Source organism: Pseudomonas sp. MAFF 730105, assembly GCF_055380705.1.
Genome location: NZ_AP018438.1, coordinates 111,676 through 128,066, shown reverse-complemented (window position 1 = coordinate 128,066; position 16,391 = coordinate 111,676). Strand labels below are relative to the sequence as shown.

Below are 16,391 nucleotides of genomic sequence, written 5' to 3'. Positions count from 1 at the left end.
GATGTCAACCATGGAACGTACACTCAGTTCCGAGCTGTTTTTCGAAGACAACGCTGCAAAAAACCAGGCTTCCCTGCCTCTTCGCGTTATTGCCAACCTGATGCTGTGGCAGCGCCGCATCGCCAGCCGCCATCAACTGGCTCGTCTGGATGCTCGCCTGCTGGCTGACGCCGGTATCAGCGAAGCACAACGCTACGAAGAGCTGAGCAAGCCGTTCTGGCGCTAACTCAGCGTCGCTGGCCCTGACCCACCGGGTCCACCGCCAGCACCGAATTGAACACAACAAGACCCGTCGCGGGAAACCGCGACGGGTCTTGTCGTTTAAGTGCCCCTAAATTCGATGCCAGATTGCAAACAGGTACAGTTTTATAGATCATCATATCTACAGGTACAGTTTTGATTTGCAGTCAGAACCCTGGAGGGATCCCTTATCAAAGCTGTCCTGCGTCGCGATCTGACTTTACTATCCAGGCGAACGTGGCGAAGCGAGTCGAACAGACGTCTCCTCTTCCAGCTACAGAACCGGCATTCTCATTATCCAAGGAGTCTCACCATGATCCGTCTTCGTCTGCTCAGCGTTGCAACCCTGCTGGCCGTAGCCGCCCATGCCAATGCCAGCAGCTTCATCGTCACCACCGACTCCATCGTCGGCGCGCTCAAGGCCACGTCCGATGCAACTTCCGATGCGACCTCCTCGCTGCGGGACAATAAAATCGTCCAGGCGGCCCGTGACGATGCCGCCAGTTTCGTGGCCAGCGAAGGCGCTATCCGTGGCGTGAAGCTGGAAAGTGCTCTGGATTTCATCCGCCAACAGGCACCGCAATTGAATGCCACCGATGCCCAACTGGCCCAGGCGATCCTGGTGATCTGATCCAACATGAAATATCGGGCGGCCGAAGGTATCCCGATGTTTCAACGCTGGCTCTGGCCCGGCGGTTTGCGCTAGCCTTCAGGTTCGCCATCAACCGTCGAGTGCCATGCGTTTTACCTCAGATCTGCCTATCGTTTTGTTCCTGGTCGCTGCCTGCTGGTCCGTTTCGGCTCAAGCCTTCGATGTATCCACCCAGCAGTTGGTCGTCAGTGGCTACGCCACGAGCATGGTGACCTCCGCACCCTTCGACCATAAACTGATCGTCGCCGCTCGCGATGACGCAGCGGCATTCGTTGCCAGTGAAGGACAGTTACGAGGCGCACGACTGGAGTCGGCCTTGGCTTATCTACGCCAGACCCAGCCAAAACTTCATGTCAGCGACCTTGAACTGGCACAGGCAATTCTCGTCCAATAGTTATCCCTACTTTCCGGAGTCGTTCCATGCGTAGCCCGCTGATTGCTGCCGCCCTAGGCCTACTGGTATTGGCCGATGTGGCCCAGGCCCATACCCTGGTAGCCACCAGTAACATCATCGTTCGCGCCTCGCAGCGCACGATCGATTTCACCTCCGATACCACCACTTCCATCCGTGATTCGAAGATCGTCCGCGAAGCCCATGACGATGCAGCCAGCTTCGTCGCCAGCAACGGTGAAATCCGTGGCGCTCATCTTGAGGCCGCCTTCGACACCTTGCGTACCCGCGTGCCGGAAGCCCGCGATGCCAGTGACCAGGTCCTCGCCGAAGCCATCCTCGCACTGTGAGGCGGCTCGCCGCCTGGCTGGCGGCCGGGGCCCTGCTGCTCATGGGCGGCACAGCCCAGGCAGGCCTGCGACTGCACCTCAACGATGAAGGCCTGAGCCCCGCGCAACAGCAGGCCAGCCAGGCGCTGCTCGATGAAGCCATGGCGGCCTTGCCGCCGCGCTTCATCGAACAATTGGACCGTCGTATCGATGTCGGCTGGACCGACCGGATGCCAGCCAACGCGTATGGCCAAGCCTCGCGGGTGTCACAGCTCGACCTCAACAGCAATCTGCTCGACAGTCTCACGGACGGCAGCGCCGCTACGCAGAAGACCCACCGCCCCCACGGTACCGTGCGGCGGGAATTGCTCGCCACCGTCCTGCACGAACTGACCCACATCTATGACCGCGCGCGTTTATGGCCGGATGCCGAGCGCGCGTTGATCCAGCGCTGCACACGACGCAACAGTAGCGCCGGGCTGATCGGCCTTCCGGATGAGTGCCGCGGCCAGAACGACCGCCGTTTCACCCTCAGTGACGATCCCCGCCTGCTGGACCTCGCAGGCTGGCCACAGTATGTCGGCCGTCGCGGTGAACGGGAGCAACACAACCGCCAGGTCGCCCGCAGCCCGGACCTCTACGAGACCAGCAGCCCCAAGGAATTCGTCGCGGTCAACATGGAGTACTTTCTCCTCGACCCGAGCTACGCCTGCCGACGCCCCGCGCTGTACCGCTATTACCAAGAACACTTTGGTTGGGCCCCGCCCGCCAAGGACACCTGCGCCAAGTCGTTCGCCTTCCTCAACGCCGGCAACGATTTCGCCAGGACACCCCTGGGCAAGGTCGATCCGGAACGGGTTTACGCCATCGACTATCTGTTGGCCGAAGCCAATCAGAATTGGGTCAGCCGCTGGGGCCACAGCATGCTGCGGTTGGTGATCTGCGCACCTGGTCGCCCACGTGGGCCAGATTGCCGGCTGGATCTGGATCAACACCTGGTGCTCTCGTACCGCGCCTTCGTGGGTGATGTGCAGCTGTCCAGTTGGGATGGCCTGGTGGGCAAGTACCCGTCGCGCCTGTTCGTGTTGCCACTGGCCCAGGTGATCGACGAATACACCAAGACCGAATTGCGAAGCCTGGCGTCCGTGCCGCTGAACCTGTCACGGACCGAGATCGAAGAGACGGTCGAGCACGCCGCCGAAATGCATTGGAGCTACGACGGCAGCTATTACTTCCTGTCCAATAACTGCGCGGTGGAGAGCTTGAAGCTGCTGCGCAGCGGCAGCAATAACGAACAACTCAAGGGCCTGGACAGCATCATGCCCAACGGATTACTGGAAGTACTCAAGGGCCGGGGTCTGGCGGATACCAGCGTGTTGGACGACCCCAAGGAGGCCCTGCGCCTGGGCTACCGCTTCGATTCCTTTCGCGATCGGTATCAGGCGATGTTCAATGTGCTGAAGAAATACCTGCCGATCAAACAACAATCGGTGGAAGACTGGCTGGCCCTGGACGCCGCCGAGCGCCGTGTCTGGTTCGAACAGGCTGACCTGCGCACCAGCGCGGCTTTATTGTTGCTGGAACAGGCCAGTTATCGCCGGCAATTGCTGCTGGCCCAGGATGAGGTCAAACAACGTTACCTCGGTGCCCGTGAGTTGCAGAACGGCGGCATGGAAAGGGCCAACGCGACACTGCAACAGATCCTCGCCAACAGCGGTTTCCTGAGCCGCCCCGCGGAGTTGCTGGGCAGTAGCGGCTACGGGTTGCCACAACCCAGCGAGTGGCAGCGACTGGAATCGGAAAGCAGCCTGCGGCAGAAACAGCTTCAAACACTGACGGGAGATCTGGACAAGGAAGTCCGGGCGCTGCTCGAGCCTAGCCGCGCTGCTGAAATCGCCGCGAGCGAGGCCAACGTCAAGGAGCTTGGTGAGCATTTGCGCAAGCTGCACAAGGCGAGCGGTGGGTTGGAATTGCCCTAGTGTCCCAGGCATAAAAAAGGGTTCAGAACTTGGTTCTGAACCCTTTTTTTCAGCAGTAAATCAGCTCACGCGCGCCTTACGCACACCGTCAGCCAAGGCGGCACACAAGCTCAGCACACCGTCGACGGCCTGCTCCGATGTCTCGGCACTGGCGATATGGTCGATCAACGCCGAGCCGACCACCACGCCATCGGCCAACCGTGCGATGGCGGCGGCCTGCTCCGGCGTGCGAATGCCGAAACCGATGCTGATCGGTAGATCGGTATGGCGACGCAGACGCGCCACGGCTTCTTCCACATGCTCCAGCGTCGCGGCACCGGCGCCGGTCACGCCCGCCACCGACACGTAGTACACAAAGCCCGAACTGCCATTGAGCACGGTCGGCAACCGCACATCGTCGGTGGTCGGCGTGGTCAGGCGGATGAAATCCAGGCCCGCAGCCTGGGCCGGATCACACAGTTCGCCGTTGTGCTCGGGCGGCATGTCCACCACGATCAAGCCATCAACGCCGGAATCCAGCGCCTCGCCGATGAAGCGCTGCACGCCATAACGATGGATCGGGTTGAAGTAACCCATCAGCACCAGGGGCGTCTCACTGTTGTCTTTACGAAACTCGCGAACCATCTGCAGGGTTTTCGCCAGGTTCTGTTGGGCACCCAGCGCGCGGATGTTCGCCAACTGGATCGCCGGGCCGTCGGCCATCGGATCGGTGAACGGCATGCCCAATTCGATCACATCGGCACCGGCCGCCGGCAGGCCCTTGAGGATCGCCAGGGAGGTGTCGTAGTTCGGGTCGCCAGCGGTCACGAAGGTCACCAGGGCGGCGCGGTTCTGTTGCTTGAGTTCGGCAAAGCGGGTTTGCAGGCGGCTCATCAGTGTTTCTCCTGCTGGGACTGTTCCATGTGGTGCATCACGGTTTGCATGTCTTTGTCGCCACGGCCGGAGAGGTTGACCACCATCAGGTGGTCCTTGGGCAGGTTCGGTGCGCGCTTGAACACTTCAGCCAGGGCATGGGAGCTTTCCAGCGCAGGGATGATGCCTTCCAGGCGGCAACATTTGTGGAAGGCATCCAGCGCTTCGGCATCGGTGATCGAGGTGTACTGGACGCGACCGATGTCATGCAACCAGGCGTGTTCCGGACCGATACCCGGGTAGTCGAGGCCGGCGGAGATCGAATGGGCGTCGATGATCTGGCCGTCTTCGTCCTGCAGCAGGAAGGTACGGTTGCCGTGCAATACACCGGGGACACCACCGTTCAGGCTCGCCGCGTGCTTGCCGGTTTCGATGCCGTAGCCAGCCGCTTCAACGCCGATGATGTCGACGCTCTTGTCGTCCAGGAACGGGTGGAACAGGCCCATCGCGTTGGAACCACCACCAATGCACGCCACCAGACTGTCCGGCAGGCGGCCTTCCTGTGCTTGCAGTTGATCGCGGGTTTCTTTGCCGATCACCGCCTGGAAGTCGCGAACCATGGCCGGATACGGGTGCGGACCGGCCACGGTGCCGATCAGGTAGAACGTGCTGTCGACGTTGGTGACCCAGTCACGCAGCGCTTCGTTCATGGCGTCCTTCAAGGTGCCGGTGCCCGCTACCACCGGAATCACTTCGGCGCCGAGCAACTTCATGCGGAACACGTTGGCCTGTTGGCGCTCGATGTCAGTGGTACCCATGTAGATCACGCAATCCAGACCGAAACGCGCGGCCACGGTGGCAGTCGCCACACCGTGCATGCCGGCGCCCGTCTCGGCGATGATGCGTTTTTTGCCCATGCGCCGCGCCAGCAGGATCTGACCGATGCAGTTGTTGATCTTGTGCGCGCCGGTGTGGTTCAGCTCTTCGCGCTTGAGATAGATCTTCGCGCCACCGCAGTATTCGGTCAGGCGCTCAGCGAAATAGAGCGGGCTTGGACGACCGACGTAGTCTCGTTGGAAGTAGGCCAGCTCCTCGATGAATGCAGGATCTTCCTTCGCCACTTCGTATTCGCGGGCCAGATCAAGGATCAACGGCATGAGGGTTTCGGCCACATAGCGGCCGCCGAACGCACCGAACAGGCCGTTGGCGTCGGGGCCGCTGCGCAGGCTGAAAGGGGTCGTAGGCTGGGTCATGGGAGAACGCTCCAGGCAAATGCGAAAGAAGACAATGAGGTCACTCTACCCCTGACATCCCTCTCTGAAAACCGATAAGATCGCCGCAACCTGTCAGGAAAACTCACAGATACCATGAGCCACGATCTGCCTCCGCTTAACGCCTTGCGCGCCTTCGAAGCCACCGCCCGCTTGAACAGCGTAAGCCAGGCGGCCGAACAGCTGCACGTGACTCACGGCGCAGTCAGTCGACAGTTGAAGGTGCTGGAGGAGCATCTGGGCGTCAGCCTATTCGTCAAGGACGGACGCGGCCTGAAACTCACAGATGCAGGCCTGCGTCTGCGCGATGCCAGCGCCGAAGCTTTCGAGCGGCTACGTAGCGTCTGCGCCGAACTCACCCAAAGCACGGCGGATGCTCCGTTTGTGCTGGGCTGCTCGGGCAGTCTGCTGGCACGCTGGTTCATTCCGCGCCTGGGCCGGCTCAATGCCGATCTGCCGGACTTGCGCTTGCATCTGTCCGCTGGCGAAGGTGATCTGGACCCCAGGCGCCCAGGGCTGGACGCTTTACTGGTGTTTGCCGAGCCTCCCTGGCCGGCAGACATGCAAGTGTATGAATTGGCCAGCGAGCGGATCGGCCCGGTCATGAGCCCGCGTTACGCCGGTTTCGTCGACCTGAACGGCGCCCCGGTCGATGCGCTGCTGGGCGAGTCGTTGCTGCATACCACGTCGCGTCCTCAAGCCTGGCCGACCTGGGCACGGCAGAACAACCTCGATCCCCAGGCGCTGAAATTCGGCCAGGGTTTCGAGCATTTGTATTATTTGTTGGAGGCCGCGGTAGCTGGGCTGGGCGTGGCCATCGCTCCCGAGCCATTGGTGGCCGAGGATGTGCGCGCCGGACGCCTCGTCGCGCCATGGGGCTTCGATGAAACCCCGGCGCGACTGGCATTGTGGCTACCCAAGCGCGCCGCGGACGGCCGTGCCCGGCAGTTGGCCCAGTGGCTCAGGCATGAGCTGAGCCAACCGGCTTAATCACCGCGCTTGCACAGCAGATAAGCGGCCAACAGACCAAGAGCCCCGACCGCGACACCGGCGGTCGTCCAAGGGTGCTCTTGAGCGTAATCGCGTGTGGCGAGCCCTGTTTCGCGGGTTTTCACCTTGACCTCTTCGTACGCATCGCTGAGCAGATGACGGGAATGCTTCAACGCATTTTCGGCGTTTGCCTTGAGCGATTTGAGGGTCTTACGCGACTCGTCCGAAGCGTCGTCCTTCAGGCTTTCCAACGACTTGAGCAGATTCTCGATTTCCGCTTCCATGCTTTGCAACGAGGCTTTGCGTAATGAATTGCTGGCCATGGTGGCTCTCTCCTGCAGTGGTTGAGTGCGTGTGAAAGTTGGGACTCCCAGCATTTCTGAAAGTGCAGTAAATCTGAACTTCAGCGCGTGAACGGCACCACACGTAAGGCGAAAAATCGCTGCTAGGCTCTTGGTAGCCAGGCGGCTAGAGATAACCTAAGGAGAACGCCATGACTGATCATCACACGTACAAAAAGGTCGAGCTGGTCGGCTCGTCTCCCACCAGCATCGAAGATGCCATCAACAATGCCCTGGCCGAAGCCAGCAAAAGCCTCAAGCACCTGGAATGGTTCGAAGTCACGGAAACCCGTGGGCATATTGAAAACGGCCGGGCCGCGCACTTTCAGGTGACCCTCAAGGTCGGGTTCCGGATCGCAAATAGCTGAGGGGGCTTGGAACTTGCAGGCTGGCGGAGTGCCATAGGAATGGCGATGCGCTATCCGGCGGGCGCATCCCTCCTGTTTAATACCAGCCTATTGATCCGACCAAGGAGTGCGAGCGATGAAAAAGTTGATGGTTGCTGTGGGTCTGCTGAGCCTTGCGGGTTCGGTATTTGCCGCCGGTAAGCCCTGCGAGGAGCTGAAAAGCGAAATCGCAGCGAAGCTCGACGCCAAGCAGGTGTCAGGTTATTCGCTGGAGATCGTCGATAAAGGTGCGGCGAGTGACGGGAAAGTCGTCGGTACTTGTGAGGGTGGTGCGAAGGAAATCGTCTACAAGCGCTGATGCTGCTCGAATGTCAAAGCCGACGCATGCGTCGGCTTTTTCATGGGCACGATTCAGCCCTTCATGACCTGCGCCAACAATTCATATGAACGCAAGCGGTCGGCATGCTCATACAGGTCGCTGGTGAAAATCAGCTCATCGGCCTGAGTCTGCTCGATCAGCACCTCGAGGCGGGCACGGATCTTCTGCGGACCACCGACCATCGCCAGGCCAAGGAAATCGCCCACCGCTTCCTTCTCATGGGGCAACCAGAGACCGTTCATGGTTTCGACGGGCGGACGCTGTACCAGGCTCTGGCCGCGCATCAGCGCGAGGATCCGCTGATACACCGAAGTCGCCAGATAATCAGCCTGCTCATCGGTATCCGCCGCCACCAAAGGCACGCCGAGCATCACGTAGGGTTTGTCGAGCACCGCCGACGGCTGGAAGTGATTGCGGTAGATGCGAATCGCCTCATGCATGTAGCGCGGCGCGAAGTGGGAGGCAAAGGCGTAGGGCAAACCGCGCTCACCGGCCAACTGCGCACTGAACAGGCTGGAGCCCAGCAACCACACCGGCACGTTGGTCCCGGTGCCAGGCATGGCGATGATGCGTTGATCGGGCGTGCGCGGGCCGAGATAGCGCATCAGCTCAGCCACATCGTCAGGGAAATCGTCCGCGCTACCAGAGCGCTCACGCCGCAGGGCCCGGGCAGTCATCTGATCGGACCCGGGCGCACGACCCAGTCCCAGATCGATCCGACCAGGGTAGAGGCTTTCCAGGGTGCCGAACTGTTCGGCGATGATCAACGGTGCATGGTTGGGCAACATCACCCCGCCGGAACCGACACGAATGGTCGAAGTACCACCGGCCAGATAACTCAGCAACACCGCCGTCGCGGAGCTGGCGATGCCATCCATATTGTGGTGTTCGGCCACCCAGAAACGGGTGTAGCCGAATTTTTCCACGTGCTGCGCCAGATCCAGCGAGTTACGCAAGGAACGGGCGGCATTGCCATCCTCGCGGACAGGCACGAGGTCGAGGGTTGAGAATTTCACTTCGGACAGCTGTTTCATGGGCCGGCGTCTCCAACGGGGCTTTTCCTACGAGCAAAAGCCTACCGTTTTCTGTAGGTGTGTTCCCTGCAATGTGGGCATATACCCGAGTTTCAATAGCTGCAACGAATTTTCCTACTAAATTAGTCGACTAATCGATGAAGTGAACTTTATCGGACGGTCTATCCTCACAAGCCTGGCAGTCAAAAAACACCCGGCGCAACCCGCGCGTCGGATCTTGAGGAGGCAGACATGGCTATCATTAAGAAAGCATCGGCTCACTGGGAAGGTGACCTGAAAACCGGCATCGGCTCCATCTCCACGGAAACCGGCGTACTGCGTGAAGCACCCTATGGTTTCAAGGCCCGTTTCGAAGGCGGCCGCGGCACCAACCCCGAAGAGCTGATCGGCGCGGCCCATGCCGGCTGCTTCTCCATGGCGTTCTCGATGATTCTGGGGGATGCCGGGCTCAAGGCCGACAGTATCGATACCAATGCCGAAGTGACCCTCGACCAGGTCGACGGCGGCTTTGCCATCACGGCGGTGAAGCTGATTCTCAAGGCGAAGATCCCCGGCGCCAGCCAGCAGCAGTTTGAAGAGCTGAGCAACAAGGCCAAGGAAGGTTGCCCGGTTTCCAAGGTGTTGAACGCCAAGATCACCCTGGATGCCACGCTGGTGAACTGACGCCCGCATCAGGATCGCAGCCGCTGAAGGCTGCGATCTTTCCCTGTTACCCGTTGAGCAATGTGTGGTCGAATGCAGTAGGCAGTTTCAACGTACAAGCGGTACGTGCTGCAGCGAGGAGTTCGAGCATGAAACGGTTTGCCCTGGTCATCATCGGTTGCGCCTTGACCACGTCAGCCCTGGCGGCGCCAAAATCCTGTGAAGAACTGAAAGCGGAAATCGAGGCGAAGATCCAGGCGAACAAAGTGTCGTCCTACACCTTGGAAATCGCCACGAACGAAGAAGTCCACGATCAAAACATGGTGGTCGGCACCTGCGAAGGCGGTACGAAGAAAATCATCTACCAGAAGAACGACAATTAAGGGACGCAGTTGACCTGCCGCTCCTCAGCGACAATCTTACGCTTGGCATTATAGAGCCGGGCACTTGGGGTAAACGCCAGGTTGCGGGCTTCCAGACGATAACGCTGGCCGGCCTCGAAATGATCGTAGCGCACGATCATGTAGCACAACCGCTCCTGCGGTTCGGCCTGCATGCCCAACCCACCCCCACTCATGACCTCGAAGTCGAAGCGCACTTTCAGCTCATGGCTGCCCGGCGAAACCTGGAAGAACCGCCCATCTTGCAAGCGTTGCCCATCCAGGCCCTCGGCCATGAGCAGTTTTCCGCCCGGCATGGGGGTCGCAAAATCGACCCAGGCCATGTTCGGATCGACCGGGGGCTGCGGACTTGATGCACAACCGCTCAACGAGACAAGAGCCAGTAACAGGATATGAGGGCGCATGGTGGATTCCCTGAAGTCGGGTGTTGAGCATAGCGCCGATCAACTCTGCTGGCAGCCCGCCGGCGTACCTTGGCCCACCACTTTGCGCTGCTGGTCATAGAGTTTGGCCCATGGTCGGAAACCGATGCTGCCGGCCTGCAACTGGTAGCGCTGGCCTGCGTTGAAGTCCTTGAATTTCACATTCAACCGACAATCCCGCCACAGCGGCTCGGCATCCGGGCCAATATTCCCGGGCTCGACGGCAAATTGATAACGCACGGTCAACTCATGGGCGCCGGGCTGCACTTCGAAATAACGTTTGTCCACGGACGTCTTGTCATCGACTTCCAGCGCTTGCAGCGCCGTGTCCTGATGATTGCCAAGATCGATCCACGCTTGCGAAGGATCAGGATCAGGCAAGCTGGCACAACCGGTCAGCAGCAACAGGCCACTCGTCAGCATCAACATGCGCATAGCGAAGCTCCGGGCAGGCGGGATAGTCTTGTGCGCAGACTTTTCCCAAGGTGATTCCAATTGATCAGGCCGCGTTCCAGCCATCGGTTACTCGACCGTGTTTTCAGGCTTTTGTTTCCGGGCCTCCTGCTTTTGTTACTCAACGGTTGTTCCAACGTCGGTTACTACGGCCAGCTCATCAGCGGACAGCTGCGGCTGTTACAGGCCCGGGAGCCCGTCGATCAGGTGATTGCCGACCCCACTCAAGACGCTCGGTTGCGGGAGCATCTGGTGCAGGCGCGTGAGGCACGAACCTTCGCCAGCGCTCACCTGCATCTGCCGGATAACAAAAGTTACCGCCTGTATGCGGACATTGGTCGGCCTTACGTAGTCTGGAATGTCTTCGCCACGCCGGAATTTTCCCTGACCCCGCAAAACCACTGCTTTCCCATCGCCGGTTGCGTGGCGTATCGCGGCTTCTACAGCCAGAGTGCCGCCCGTGGCGAAGCCGCCTTGCAACGTTTGCGTGGCATGGATGTGTCGATTGGCGGGGTAGAGGCTTATTCGACGCTGGGCTGGTTCAACGACCCGATCCTGAGCTCGATGATGCACTGGGGCGACGAACGCCTGGCCACACTGATTTTTCATGAACTGGCGCACCAGCGGTTCTACGTACAGGACGACACTGAGTTCAACGAGTCCTTCGCCACCTTCGTCGAACAGGAAGGCACCCGGCAGTGGCGCGCCAGTCGCGGGCTGGCGCCGGACAACGGCCAGCAGGCACGTCAGCGCGATCAGTTCATCCAGCTGATCCTCGACACCCGTCAACGACTGGAAAAGCTCTATACCCAGCCCCTGCCACCCGAACAGATGCGTCAGCAAAAGCTTCAGGCGTTCGAACGCCTACGCGCCGAATATGCGCAGCTACGTGACAGCCAGTGGACCGGCGACAAACGTTACGATGCCTGGGTCTATGCGCCGCTGAACAATGCGCGATTACTGCCGTTTGGCCTGTATGACCAATGGGTGCCGGCGTTTGCGGCCTTGTTCCGACAGGAATCGGGTGACTGGGTCGCGTTTTATGCCGCGGTGGAAAAACTGGGCAAGCTGCCAATGGATGAGCGCAAGGCGGCGTTGAAGGCGTTGGCAGGGTCATAGATATCCAGTGATTGAGCCGGCCTCATCGCGGGCAAGCCTTGCTCCCACAGAACTCATCGGGCATGAAGGACTCCCCTGTGGGAGCAAGGCTTGCCCGCGATGAGGCCGTCATGAACACCGCATAAGCCGACTCAGATCCATGCTGCATCCCACAACGGATAATCCCCTATCCGCTTAACCAACCCCGCTCGCAGAGGGTTTGCCACGATATAACGCGCCACGGCCTGCAAATCTTCTTCCTTGCGAATGGCCCGGTCGTGGAAACCTTCTTGCCAAAGCGGTCCTTGACACTGCATCTGTCGATTGAAGGCTACGGTGGTCCGGGACTTCGTGCGCGCAATCAATTTCGAAAGCCCTATATCCTGCAATTCAATCAGCCAATGAAAATGGTCCGGCATGACAACCCAGGCCAGGGAACGGGCGAATTGTTCTTGCTGAGCTTTTCGAAAGGCGTCCACTACCAAACGTCCTGTCTCGAAGCGATTGAAAACCGGATCGCGACGGAGCGCTACTACCGTCAATAGATAAATTTGTCCGGATTGCGAATAACGCCCGAAACGCAATCGATTGGAATGTGCCTGGGTTTTCAATGGGGGATCCTCCTTGATCTGTCTTTGTCCTAAGGCTAGACAGCAGAAGCGGATCTGATCTGAAAAGTTGGAGCAGGATGTGTCTGGGTGGCCTCATCGCGGGCAAGCCTTGCTCCCACAGAACCGACAATTCCCTCATGCCGGATGGAATCTGTGGGAGCAAGGCTTGCCCGCGATGACCATCGAACTACCCTCGCATAAATGCCTGATGCAGCTCATCCACCGTCTGGAAGTGATACGCCGGACTCTCGGCCAGGAGCTCCTCACGACTGCCAAACCCATACCCCACCGCAGCCGCATCCAGGCCATTGCTGCGCGCGCCGATCAGGTCATGTTTACGGTCGCCGATCATCAGGGTCTTCGCCGGGTCGATGCCTTCTTCAGCCAGCAGGTGGGCGATCAATTCGACTTTGTCGGTGCGGGTGCCGTCCAGCTCGCTGCCGTAGATCACCTTGAAGTGCCGCGCAAAATCAAAATGCCGGGCGATTTCCCGGGCAAAGACCCAAGGCTTGGAAGTGGCGATGTACAACTGCCGACCCTGCCCCACCAGGGTTTCCAGCAGCGGCATCACCCCTTCGAAAACGCGGTTTTCGTACAGGCCGGTGACTTTGAAGCGCTCGCGGTAGAAATTCACCGCCTCCCAGGCCTTCGCTTCGTCGAAGCCATAGAACTGCATGAAGGCCTGCAGCAGCGGCGGGCCGATGAAATGTTCGAGGCGGGTCAGGTCGGGCTCGTCGATGCCCAATTGGCTGAGGGCGAACTGGATCGAACGGGTGATGCCTTCACGCGGGTCGGTGAGGGTACCGTCGAGGTCGAACAGTACGGTTTGGTAGTGCATGCAAGCTCCCGAGGTGAATGAATCAGTAGCAAGGGGTCATCTGTGGCGAGGGGACTCACCAGATGTTTCAGGGCTGGTCATAACCTTCAGCCAAGTGCAAATCCTTGAGCTTGACGTAGTTCGCCGCGCTGTAGGTGAAGAAGGCGCGCTCCTTGTCAGTCAGCGGCCGGGCCTGTTTCACCGGGCTGCCCACGTACAGGAAGCCACTCTCCAGGCGTTTGCCCGGCGGGACGAGGCTGCCGGCACCAATGATCACCTCATCCTCGACCACCGCGCCGTCCATGACGATGCTGCCCATGCCGATCAGCACCCGGCTGCCCACGGCGCAGCCATGGAGCATGACCTTGTGGGCGATGGTCACGTCGTCGCCGATCAACAGTGGAAAGCCATCGGGATTGAACGGGCCGGCGTGGGTGATATGCAGCACGCAGCCGTCCTGCACGCTGGTACGGGCGCCGATGCGGATGCGGTGCATATCGCCGCGAATGACCGTCAGTGGCCAGACGGAGCTGTCTTCGCCGATTTCAACGTCGCCGATCACCACCGCGGTGCTGTCGACGAAAGCGCCCCGGGCAAGCCGTGGGGTGTGATTCTGGTACGTGCGAAGGGTCACGATAGGCTCTCTCTTTTCTACTGATAGTCGCTGCTAGCTGCGGTGAAGGTCGATTGTAATTAAGATGGGCCGATGTTTCTTCCAGCCAAGGTGCCAACCGTGAGCGTGAACAACCCTCTTTTACAGCCCTATGACCTGCCGTCATTCTCGGCGATCCGTGCCGAGCACGTGCAACCGGCCATCGAGCAGATCCTGGCTGACAACCGTGCCGCCATCGCGCAGATCCTCAAGACCCAAGGCCAACAGCCAAGCTGGGCCGGCCTGGTGCTGGCGATGGACGAGCTCAACGATCGCCTGGGCGCCGCCTGGAGCCCGGTGAGCCACTTGAACGCGGTGCGCAACAGCCCTGAACTGCGTGAAGCCTATGAAGCCTGCCTGCCAGCCCTGAGCGCCTACTCCACTGAGTTGGGCCAGAACCGTGAGTTGTTCCAGGCCTTCGAAGCCTTGGCGAACAGCCCTGAGGCCGCCGGTTTCGACGTGGCGCAAAAAACCATCCTGGAACACTCCCTGCGAGACTTCCGTCTGTCGGGTATCGACCTGCCACCGGAGCAGCAGAAACGCTACGCCGAGGTGCAAAGCAAGTTGTCCGAGCTGGGCAGCCGGTTCTCCAACCAACTGCTGGACGCCACCCAGGCCTGGACCAAGCACGTCACCGACGAAGCGGCGCTCGCCGGCCTGACCGATTCGGCCAAGGCACAAATGGCTGCGGCAGCCCAGGCCAAGGAACTGGACGGCTGGCTGATCAACCTGGAATTCCCCAGCTACTACGCGGTGATGACCTACGCCGAAGACCGCGCCCTGCGTGAAGAAGTCTACGCGGCCTACTGCACCCGTGCGTCGGACCAAGGCCCGAATGCCGGTCAGAACGATAACGGCCCGGTGATGGAGCAGATCCTCGACCTGCGCCAGGAGCTGGCCCAATTGCTGGGCTTCGCCAATTTCGCCGAGTTGAGCCTGGCGACCAAGATGGCCGAGTCCAGCGACCAGGTCCTCAGCTTCCTCCGTGACCTGGCCAAGCGCAGCAAACCGTTTGCCGCCCAGGATCTGGAACAACTGAAAGCCTTCGCCGCCGAGCAAGGCTGCCCCGACCTGCAAAGCTGGGACAGCGGTTTCTACGGTGAAAAACTGCGCCAGCAGCGCTACAGCGTCGCCCAGGAAGCCCTGCGCGCGTACTTCCCGATCGACAAGGTACTGAGCGGTCTGTTCGCCATCGTGCAACGCCTCTACGGCATCGAGATCACCGAGCTGAAAGGCTTCGACGCCTGGCACCCGGACGTGCGCCTGTTCGAGATCAAGGAAAACGGCCAGCACGTCGGGCGTTTCTTCTTCGATCTCTATGCCCGCGCCAACAAGCGTGGTGGCGCCTGGATGGACGGCGCCCGGGACCGTCGTCGCACGATCGATGGCGTGCTGCAAAGCCCGGTCGCCAACCTGGTGTGCAACTTCACCCCGGCCGACAGTGGCAAACCGGCCCTCCTGACCCACGACGAAGTCACCACACTGTTCCACGAGTTCGGCCATGGCCTGCACCACCTGCTGACCCGCGTCGAGCACGCCGGCGTATCCGGCATCAACGGCGTGGCCTGGGATGCCGTGGAGCTGCCAAGCCAGTTCATGGAGAACTGGTGCTGGGAGCCTGAAGGCCTGGCACTGATCTCCGGTCACTACGAGACCGGCGAACCGCTGCCCCAGGACCTGCTGGAGAAGATGCTCGCGGCGAAAAACTTCCAGTCCGGCCTGATGATGGTCCGCCAACTGGAATTCTCGCTGTTCGATTTCGAACTGCACGCCACCCATGGCGACGGCCGTAGCGTGCTGCAAGTGCTCGAAGGTGTGCGCGACGAGGTGTCGGTGATGCGTCCTCCGGCCTACAACCGGTTCCCCAACAGCTTTGCCCACATCTTCGCCGGCGGCTACGCGGCGGGCTACTACAGCTATAAGTGGGCGGAAGTGCTGTCGGCCGATGCGTTCTCGAAGTTCGAGGAAGACGGCGTGCTCAACGCCGACACCGGCCGCGCTTTCCGCGAGGCGATCCTGGCCCGTGGAGGTTCCCAGGAACCGATGGTGCTGTTCGTCGACTTCCGTGGCCGTGAGCCGTCGATTGACGCACTCTTGCGCCATAGCGGCCTGAGCGAGGACGCGGCAGCATGAGCGAGGGGCCTGTGATCACGAAAAAACGCTTTATCGCCGGGGCAGTCTGCCCGGCGTGCAGCGAGCCGGACAAGTTGATGATGTGGAACGAAGACGGCGTGCCGCACCGCGAGTGCGTCGCCTGTGGTTATTCCGACACGCTCAACGAACAAGGCCTATCGGTGCCCAAGGAACTGGGCACCCGGGTCAATACGTCGGCGCTTAAAGTGCCGGACGCCAAGGTCCAGGCGGTGCAGTTCTTTCCCAACCCCAAGTTGAAGAAAAAAACCGACTGACATGTCCGGCATCACCTTCCGGGCCACCCGGCCCGGGAGCGATATATATACCGCCAGGCTTCACGCCTTCCTGCCCAGACTG

The 16,391-nt window shown here is 60.4% G+C and carries 22 protein-coding genes; 13 read left to right on the top strand and 9 right to left on the bottom strand.

Annotated features, from left to right (window positions below; all coding sequences use genetic code 11):
• Positions 1-10: 10 nt before the first annotated feature.
• The 5 genes from PCOSP_RS00630 to PCOSP_RS00610 all read left to right on the top strand — a co-directional run bounded on the left by PCOSP_RS00630 (position 11) and on the right by PCOSP_RS00610 (position 3,591).
• Complete coding sequence (locus PCOSP_RS00630; protein ID WP_024778486.1) at positions 11-226, top strand: DUF1127 domain-containing protein; 216 nt, start codon at positions 11-13, stop codon at positions 224-226.
• A gap of 327 nt (positions 227-553) precedes the next feature.
• Positions 554-871, top strand: coding sequence for a DUF2388 domain-containing protein (locus PCOSP_RS00625; RefSeq protein ID WP_139641616.1), 318 nt, complete (start codon positions 554-556; stop codon positions 869-871).
• 106 nt (positions 872-977) lie between these two features.
• The gene (locus tag PCOSP_RS00620; protein WP_139641614.1) at positions 978-1,286 is read left to right on the top strand and encodes a DUF2388 domain-containing protein; all 309 of its coding nucleotides are present in this window, start codon (positions 978-980) and stop codon (positions 1,284-1,286) included.
• Between the two features lie 26 nt (positions 1,287-1,312).
• Positions 1,313-1,633, top strand: a complete 321-nt coding sequence (locus PCOSP_RS00615) for a DUF2388 domain-containing protein (RefSeq protein WP_003187020.1) — start codon at positions 1,313-1,315, stop codon at positions 1,631-1,633.
• Positions 1,630-3,591 (top strand): DUF7844 domain-containing protein, encoded by a 1,962-nt coding sequence (locus PCOSP_RS00610; protein WP_464710072.1) that lies wholly within the window; start codon positions 1,630-1,632, stop codon positions 3,589-3,591. Before PCOSP_RS00615 ends, PCOSP_RS00610 begins: the two co-directional genes overlap by 4 nt.
• 60 nt (positions 3,592-3,651) lie before the next feature.
• On the opposite strand, the gene trpA is transcribed toward PCOSP_RS00610, so the two are convergent.
• Together trpA and trpB are read right to left on the bottom strand one after the other, a co-directional pair.
• Positions 3,652-4,464: a tryptophan synthase subunit alpha gene (gene trpA / locus PCOSP_RS00605; protein ID WP_041024239.1), complete on the bottom strand. Its 813-nt coding sequence runs from the start codon at positions 4,462-4,464 to the stop codon at positions 3,652-3,654.
• Entirely contained in the window at positions 4,464-5,696 is a 1,233-nt protein-coding gene (trpB, locus tag PCOSP_RS00600; protein ID WP_464710070.1) for a tryptophan synthase subunit beta, read from the bottom strand. Before trpB ends, trpA begins: the two co-directional genes overlap by 1 nt.
• Before the next feature lie 114 nt (positions 5,697-5,810).
• On the opposite strand from trpB, the gene PCOSP_RS00595 reads away from it, so the two are divergent.
• Positions 5,811-6,704 (top strand): LysR family transcriptional regulator, encoded by an 894-nt coding sequence (locus PCOSP_RS00595; protein ID WP_464710069.1) that lies wholly within the window; start codon positions 5,811-5,813, stop codon positions 6,702-6,704.
• Here the strand turns inward: PCOSP_RS00595 and PCOSP_RS00590 are convergent.
• Positions 6,701-7,027 (bottom strand): ElaB/YgaM/YqjD family protein, encoded by a 327-nt coding sequence (locus tag PCOSP_RS00590; protein ID WP_024778479.1) that lies wholly within the window; start codon positions 7,025-7,027, stop codon positions 6,701-6,703. The genes PCOSP_RS00595 and PCOSP_RS00590 overlap by 4 nt on opposite strands.
• Positions 7,028-7,197: 170 nt before the next feature.
• Between PCOSP_RS00590 and PCOSP_RS00585 the strand changes: the two genes are divergently transcribed.
• A complete protein-coding gene (locus tag PCOSP_RS00585; protein WP_041024236.1) occupies positions 7,198-7,413 on the top strand; it encodes a dodecin in 216 nt (71 codons plus the stop codon).
• Positions 7,414-7,528: 115 nt separating this feature from the next.
• Complete coding sequence (locus tag PCOSP_RS00580; RefSeq protein ID WP_139641604.1) at positions 7,529-7,750, top strand: DUF1161 domain-containing protein; 222 nt, start codon at positions 7,529-7,531, stop codon at positions 7,748-7,750.
• Between the two features lie 53 nt (positions 7,751-7,803).
• Here PCOSP_RS00580 and PCOSP_RS00575 read toward each other — a convergent pair whose 3' ends face one another.
• On the bottom strand, positions 7,804-8,805 hold the full coding sequence (locus PCOSP_RS00575; protein WP_464710067.1) for an LLM class flavin-dependent oxidoreductase: 1,002 nt from the start codon (positions 8,803-8,805) through the stop codon (positions 7,804-7,806).
• A gap of 231 nt (positions 8,806-9,036) precedes the next feature.
• Here PCOSP_RS00575 and PCOSP_RS00570 point away from each other — a divergent pair, with 231 nt between their 5' ends.
• Together PCOSP_RS00570 and PCOSP_RS00565 are read left to right on the top strand one after the other, a co-directional pair.
• The gene (locus PCOSP_RS00570; protein WP_139641600.1) at positions 9,037-9,468 is read left to right on the top strand and encodes an OsmC family protein; all 432 of its coding nucleotides are present in this window, start codon (positions 9,037-9,039) and stop codon (positions 9,466-9,468) included.
• 128 nt (positions 9,469-9,596) lie between these two features.
• Entirely contained in the window at positions 9,597-9,830 is a 234-nt protein-coding gene (locus tag PCOSP_RS00565) for a DUF1161 domain-containing protein (RefSeq protein ID WP_139641599.1), read from the top strand.
• Here the strand turns inward: PCOSP_RS00565 and PCOSP_RS00560 are convergent.
• Entirely contained in the window at positions 9,827-10,252 is a 426-nt protein-coding gene (locus PCOSP_RS00560; protein ID WP_139641597.1) for a PA0061/PA0062 family lipoprotein, read from the bottom strand. The two genes, PCOSP_RS00565 and PCOSP_RS00560, sit on opposite strands and share 4 nt — an antisense overlap.
• Positions 10,253-10,291: 39 nt before the next feature.
• Positions 10,292-10,705 carry a PA0061/PA0062 family lipoprotein gene (locus tag PCOSP_RS00555; RefSeq protein ID WP_175385346.1) on the bottom strand — a complete coding sequence of 138 codons (414 nt, stop codon included), beginning with the start codon at positions 10,703-10,705 and terminating at the stop codon, positions 10,292-10,294.
• 60 nt (positions 10,706-10,765) lie between these two features.
• Here PCOSP_RS00555 and PCOSP_RS00550 point away from each other — a divergent pair, with 60 nt between their 5' ends.
• Positions 10,766-11,842 (top strand): aminopeptidase, encoded by a 1,077-nt coding sequence (locus tag PCOSP_RS00550; RefSeq protein ID WP_464710066.1) that lies wholly within the window; start codon positions 10,766-10,768, stop codon positions 11,840-11,842.
• A gap of 131 nt (positions 11,843-11,973) precedes the next feature.
• On the opposite strand, the gene PCOSP_RS00545 is transcribed toward PCOSP_RS00550, so the two are convergent.
• The 3 genes from PCOSP_RS00545 to PCOSP_RS00535 all read right to left on the bottom strand — a co-directional run bounded on the left by PCOSP_RS00545 (position 11,974) and on the right by PCOSP_RS00535 (position 13,883).
• Entirely contained in the window at positions 11,974-12,432 is a 459-nt protein-coding gene (locus PCOSP_RS00545; RefSeq protein ID WP_464710065.1) for an REP-associated tyrosine transposase, read from the bottom strand.
• Between the two features lie 187 nt (positions 12,433-12,619).
• Positions 12,620-13,270, bottom strand: coding sequence for an HAD family hydrolase (locus tag PCOSP_RS00540; protein WP_139641589.1), 651 nt, complete (start codon positions 13,268-13,270; stop codon positions 12,620-12,622).
• A 67-nt stretch (positions 13,271-13,337) separates the two neighbouring features.
• Positions 13,338-13,883 carry a gamma carbonic anhydrase family protein gene (locus PCOSP_RS00535; protein ID WP_139641587.1) on the bottom strand — a complete coding sequence of 182 codons (546 nt, stop codon included), beginning with the start codon at positions 13,881-13,883 and terminating at the stop codon, positions 13,338-13,340.
• A gap of 99 nt (positions 13,884-13,982) precedes the next feature.
• Between PCOSP_RS00535 and prlC the strand changes: the two genes are divergently transcribed.
• Complete coding sequence (gene prlC / locus PCOSP_RS00530) at positions 13,983-16,034, top strand: oligopeptidase A (RefSeq protein ID WP_464710064.1); 2,052 nt, start codon at positions 13,983-13,985, stop codon at positions 16,032-16,034.
• A complete protein-coding gene (locus tag PCOSP_RS00525; RefSeq protein WP_024778466.1) occupies positions 16,031-16,309 on the top strand; it encodes a YheV family putative zinc ribbon protein in 279 nt (92 codons plus the stop codon). The genes prlC and PCOSP_RS00525 overlap by 4 nt, the downstream gene beginning before the upstream one ends.
• The last annotated feature ends 82 nt before the right edge of the window (positions 16,310-16,391 follow it).

What these genes read in the sequence shown, in the direction of transcription:
- PCOSP_RS00630 (WP_024778486.1), top strand. Translation starts at nt 11, where the DNA reads ATGGAACGTACACTCAGTTCCGAGCTGTTTTTCGAAGACAACGCTGCA.
- trpA (WP_041024239.1), bottom strand. Translation starts at nt 4,464, where the DNA reads ATGAGCCGCCTGCAAACCCGCTTTGCCGAACTCAAGCAACAGAACCGC.
- PCOSP_RS00575 (WP_464710067.1), bottom strand. Translation starts at nt 8,805, where the DNA reads ATGAAACAGCTGTCCGAAGTGAAATTCTCAACCCTCGACCTCGTGCCT.
- PCOSP_RS00625 (WP_139641616.1), top strand. Translation starts at nt 554, where the DNA reads ATGATCCGTCTTCGTCTGCTCAGCGTTGCAACCCTGCTGGCCGTAGCC.
- PCOSP_RS00570 (WP_139641600.1), top strand. Translation starts at nt 9,037, where the DNA reads ATGGCTATCATTAAGAAAGCATCGGCTCACTGGGAAGGTGACCTGAAA.
- trpB (WP_464710070.1), bottom strand. Translation starts at nt 5,696, where the DNA reads ATGACCCAGCCTACGACCCCTTTCAGCCTGCGCAGCGGCCCCGACGCC.
- PCOSP_RS00595 (WP_464710069.1), top strand. Translation starts at nt 5,811, where the DNA reads ATGAGCCACGATCTGCCTCCGCTTAACGCCTTGCGCGCCTTCGAAGCC.
- PCOSP_RS00560 (WP_139641597.1), bottom strand. Translation starts at nt 10,252, where the DNA reads ATGCGCCCTCATATCCTGTTACTGGCTCTTGTCTCGTTGAGCGGTTGT.
- PCOSP_RS00620 (WP_139641614.1), top strand. Translation starts at nt 978, where the DNA reads ATGCGTTTTACCTCAGATCTGCCTATCGTTTTGTTCCTGGTCGCTGCC.
- PCOSP_RS00565 (WP_139641599.1), top strand. Translation starts at nt 9,597, where the DNA reads ATGAAACGGTTTGCCCTGGTCATCATCGGTTGCGCCTTGACCACGTCA.
- PCOSP_RS00615 (WP_003187020.1), top strand. Translation starts at nt 1,313, where the DNA reads ATGCGTAGCCCGCTGATTGCTGCCGCCCTAGGCCTACTGGTATTGGCC.
- PCOSP_RS00585 (WP_041024236.1), top strand. Translation starts at nt 7,198, where the DNA reads ATGACTGATCATCACACGTACAAAAAGGTCGAGCTGGTCGGCTCGTCT.
- PCOSP_RS00525 (WP_024778466.1), top strand. Translation starts at nt 16,031, where the DNA reads ATGAGCGAGGGGCCTGTGATCACGAAAAAACGCTTTATCGCCGGGGCA.
- PCOSP_RS00555 (WP_175385346.1), bottom strand. Translation starts at nt 10,705, where the DNA reads ATGCGCATGTTGATGCTGACGAGTGGCCTGTTGCTGCTGACCGGTTGT.
- PCOSP_RS00580 (WP_139641604.1), top strand. Translation starts at nt 7,529, where the DNA reads ATGAAAAAGTTGATGGTTGCTGTGGGTCTGCTGAGCCTTGCGGGTTCG.
- PCOSP_RS00590 (WP_024778479.1), bottom strand. Translation starts at nt 7,027, where the DNA reads ATGGCCAGCAATTCATTACGCAAAGCCTCGTTGCAAAGCATGGAAGCG.
- PCOSP_RS00540 (WP_139641589.1), bottom strand. Translation starts at nt 13,270, where the DNA reads ATGCACTACCAAACCGTACTGTTCGACCTCGACGGTACCCTCACCGAC.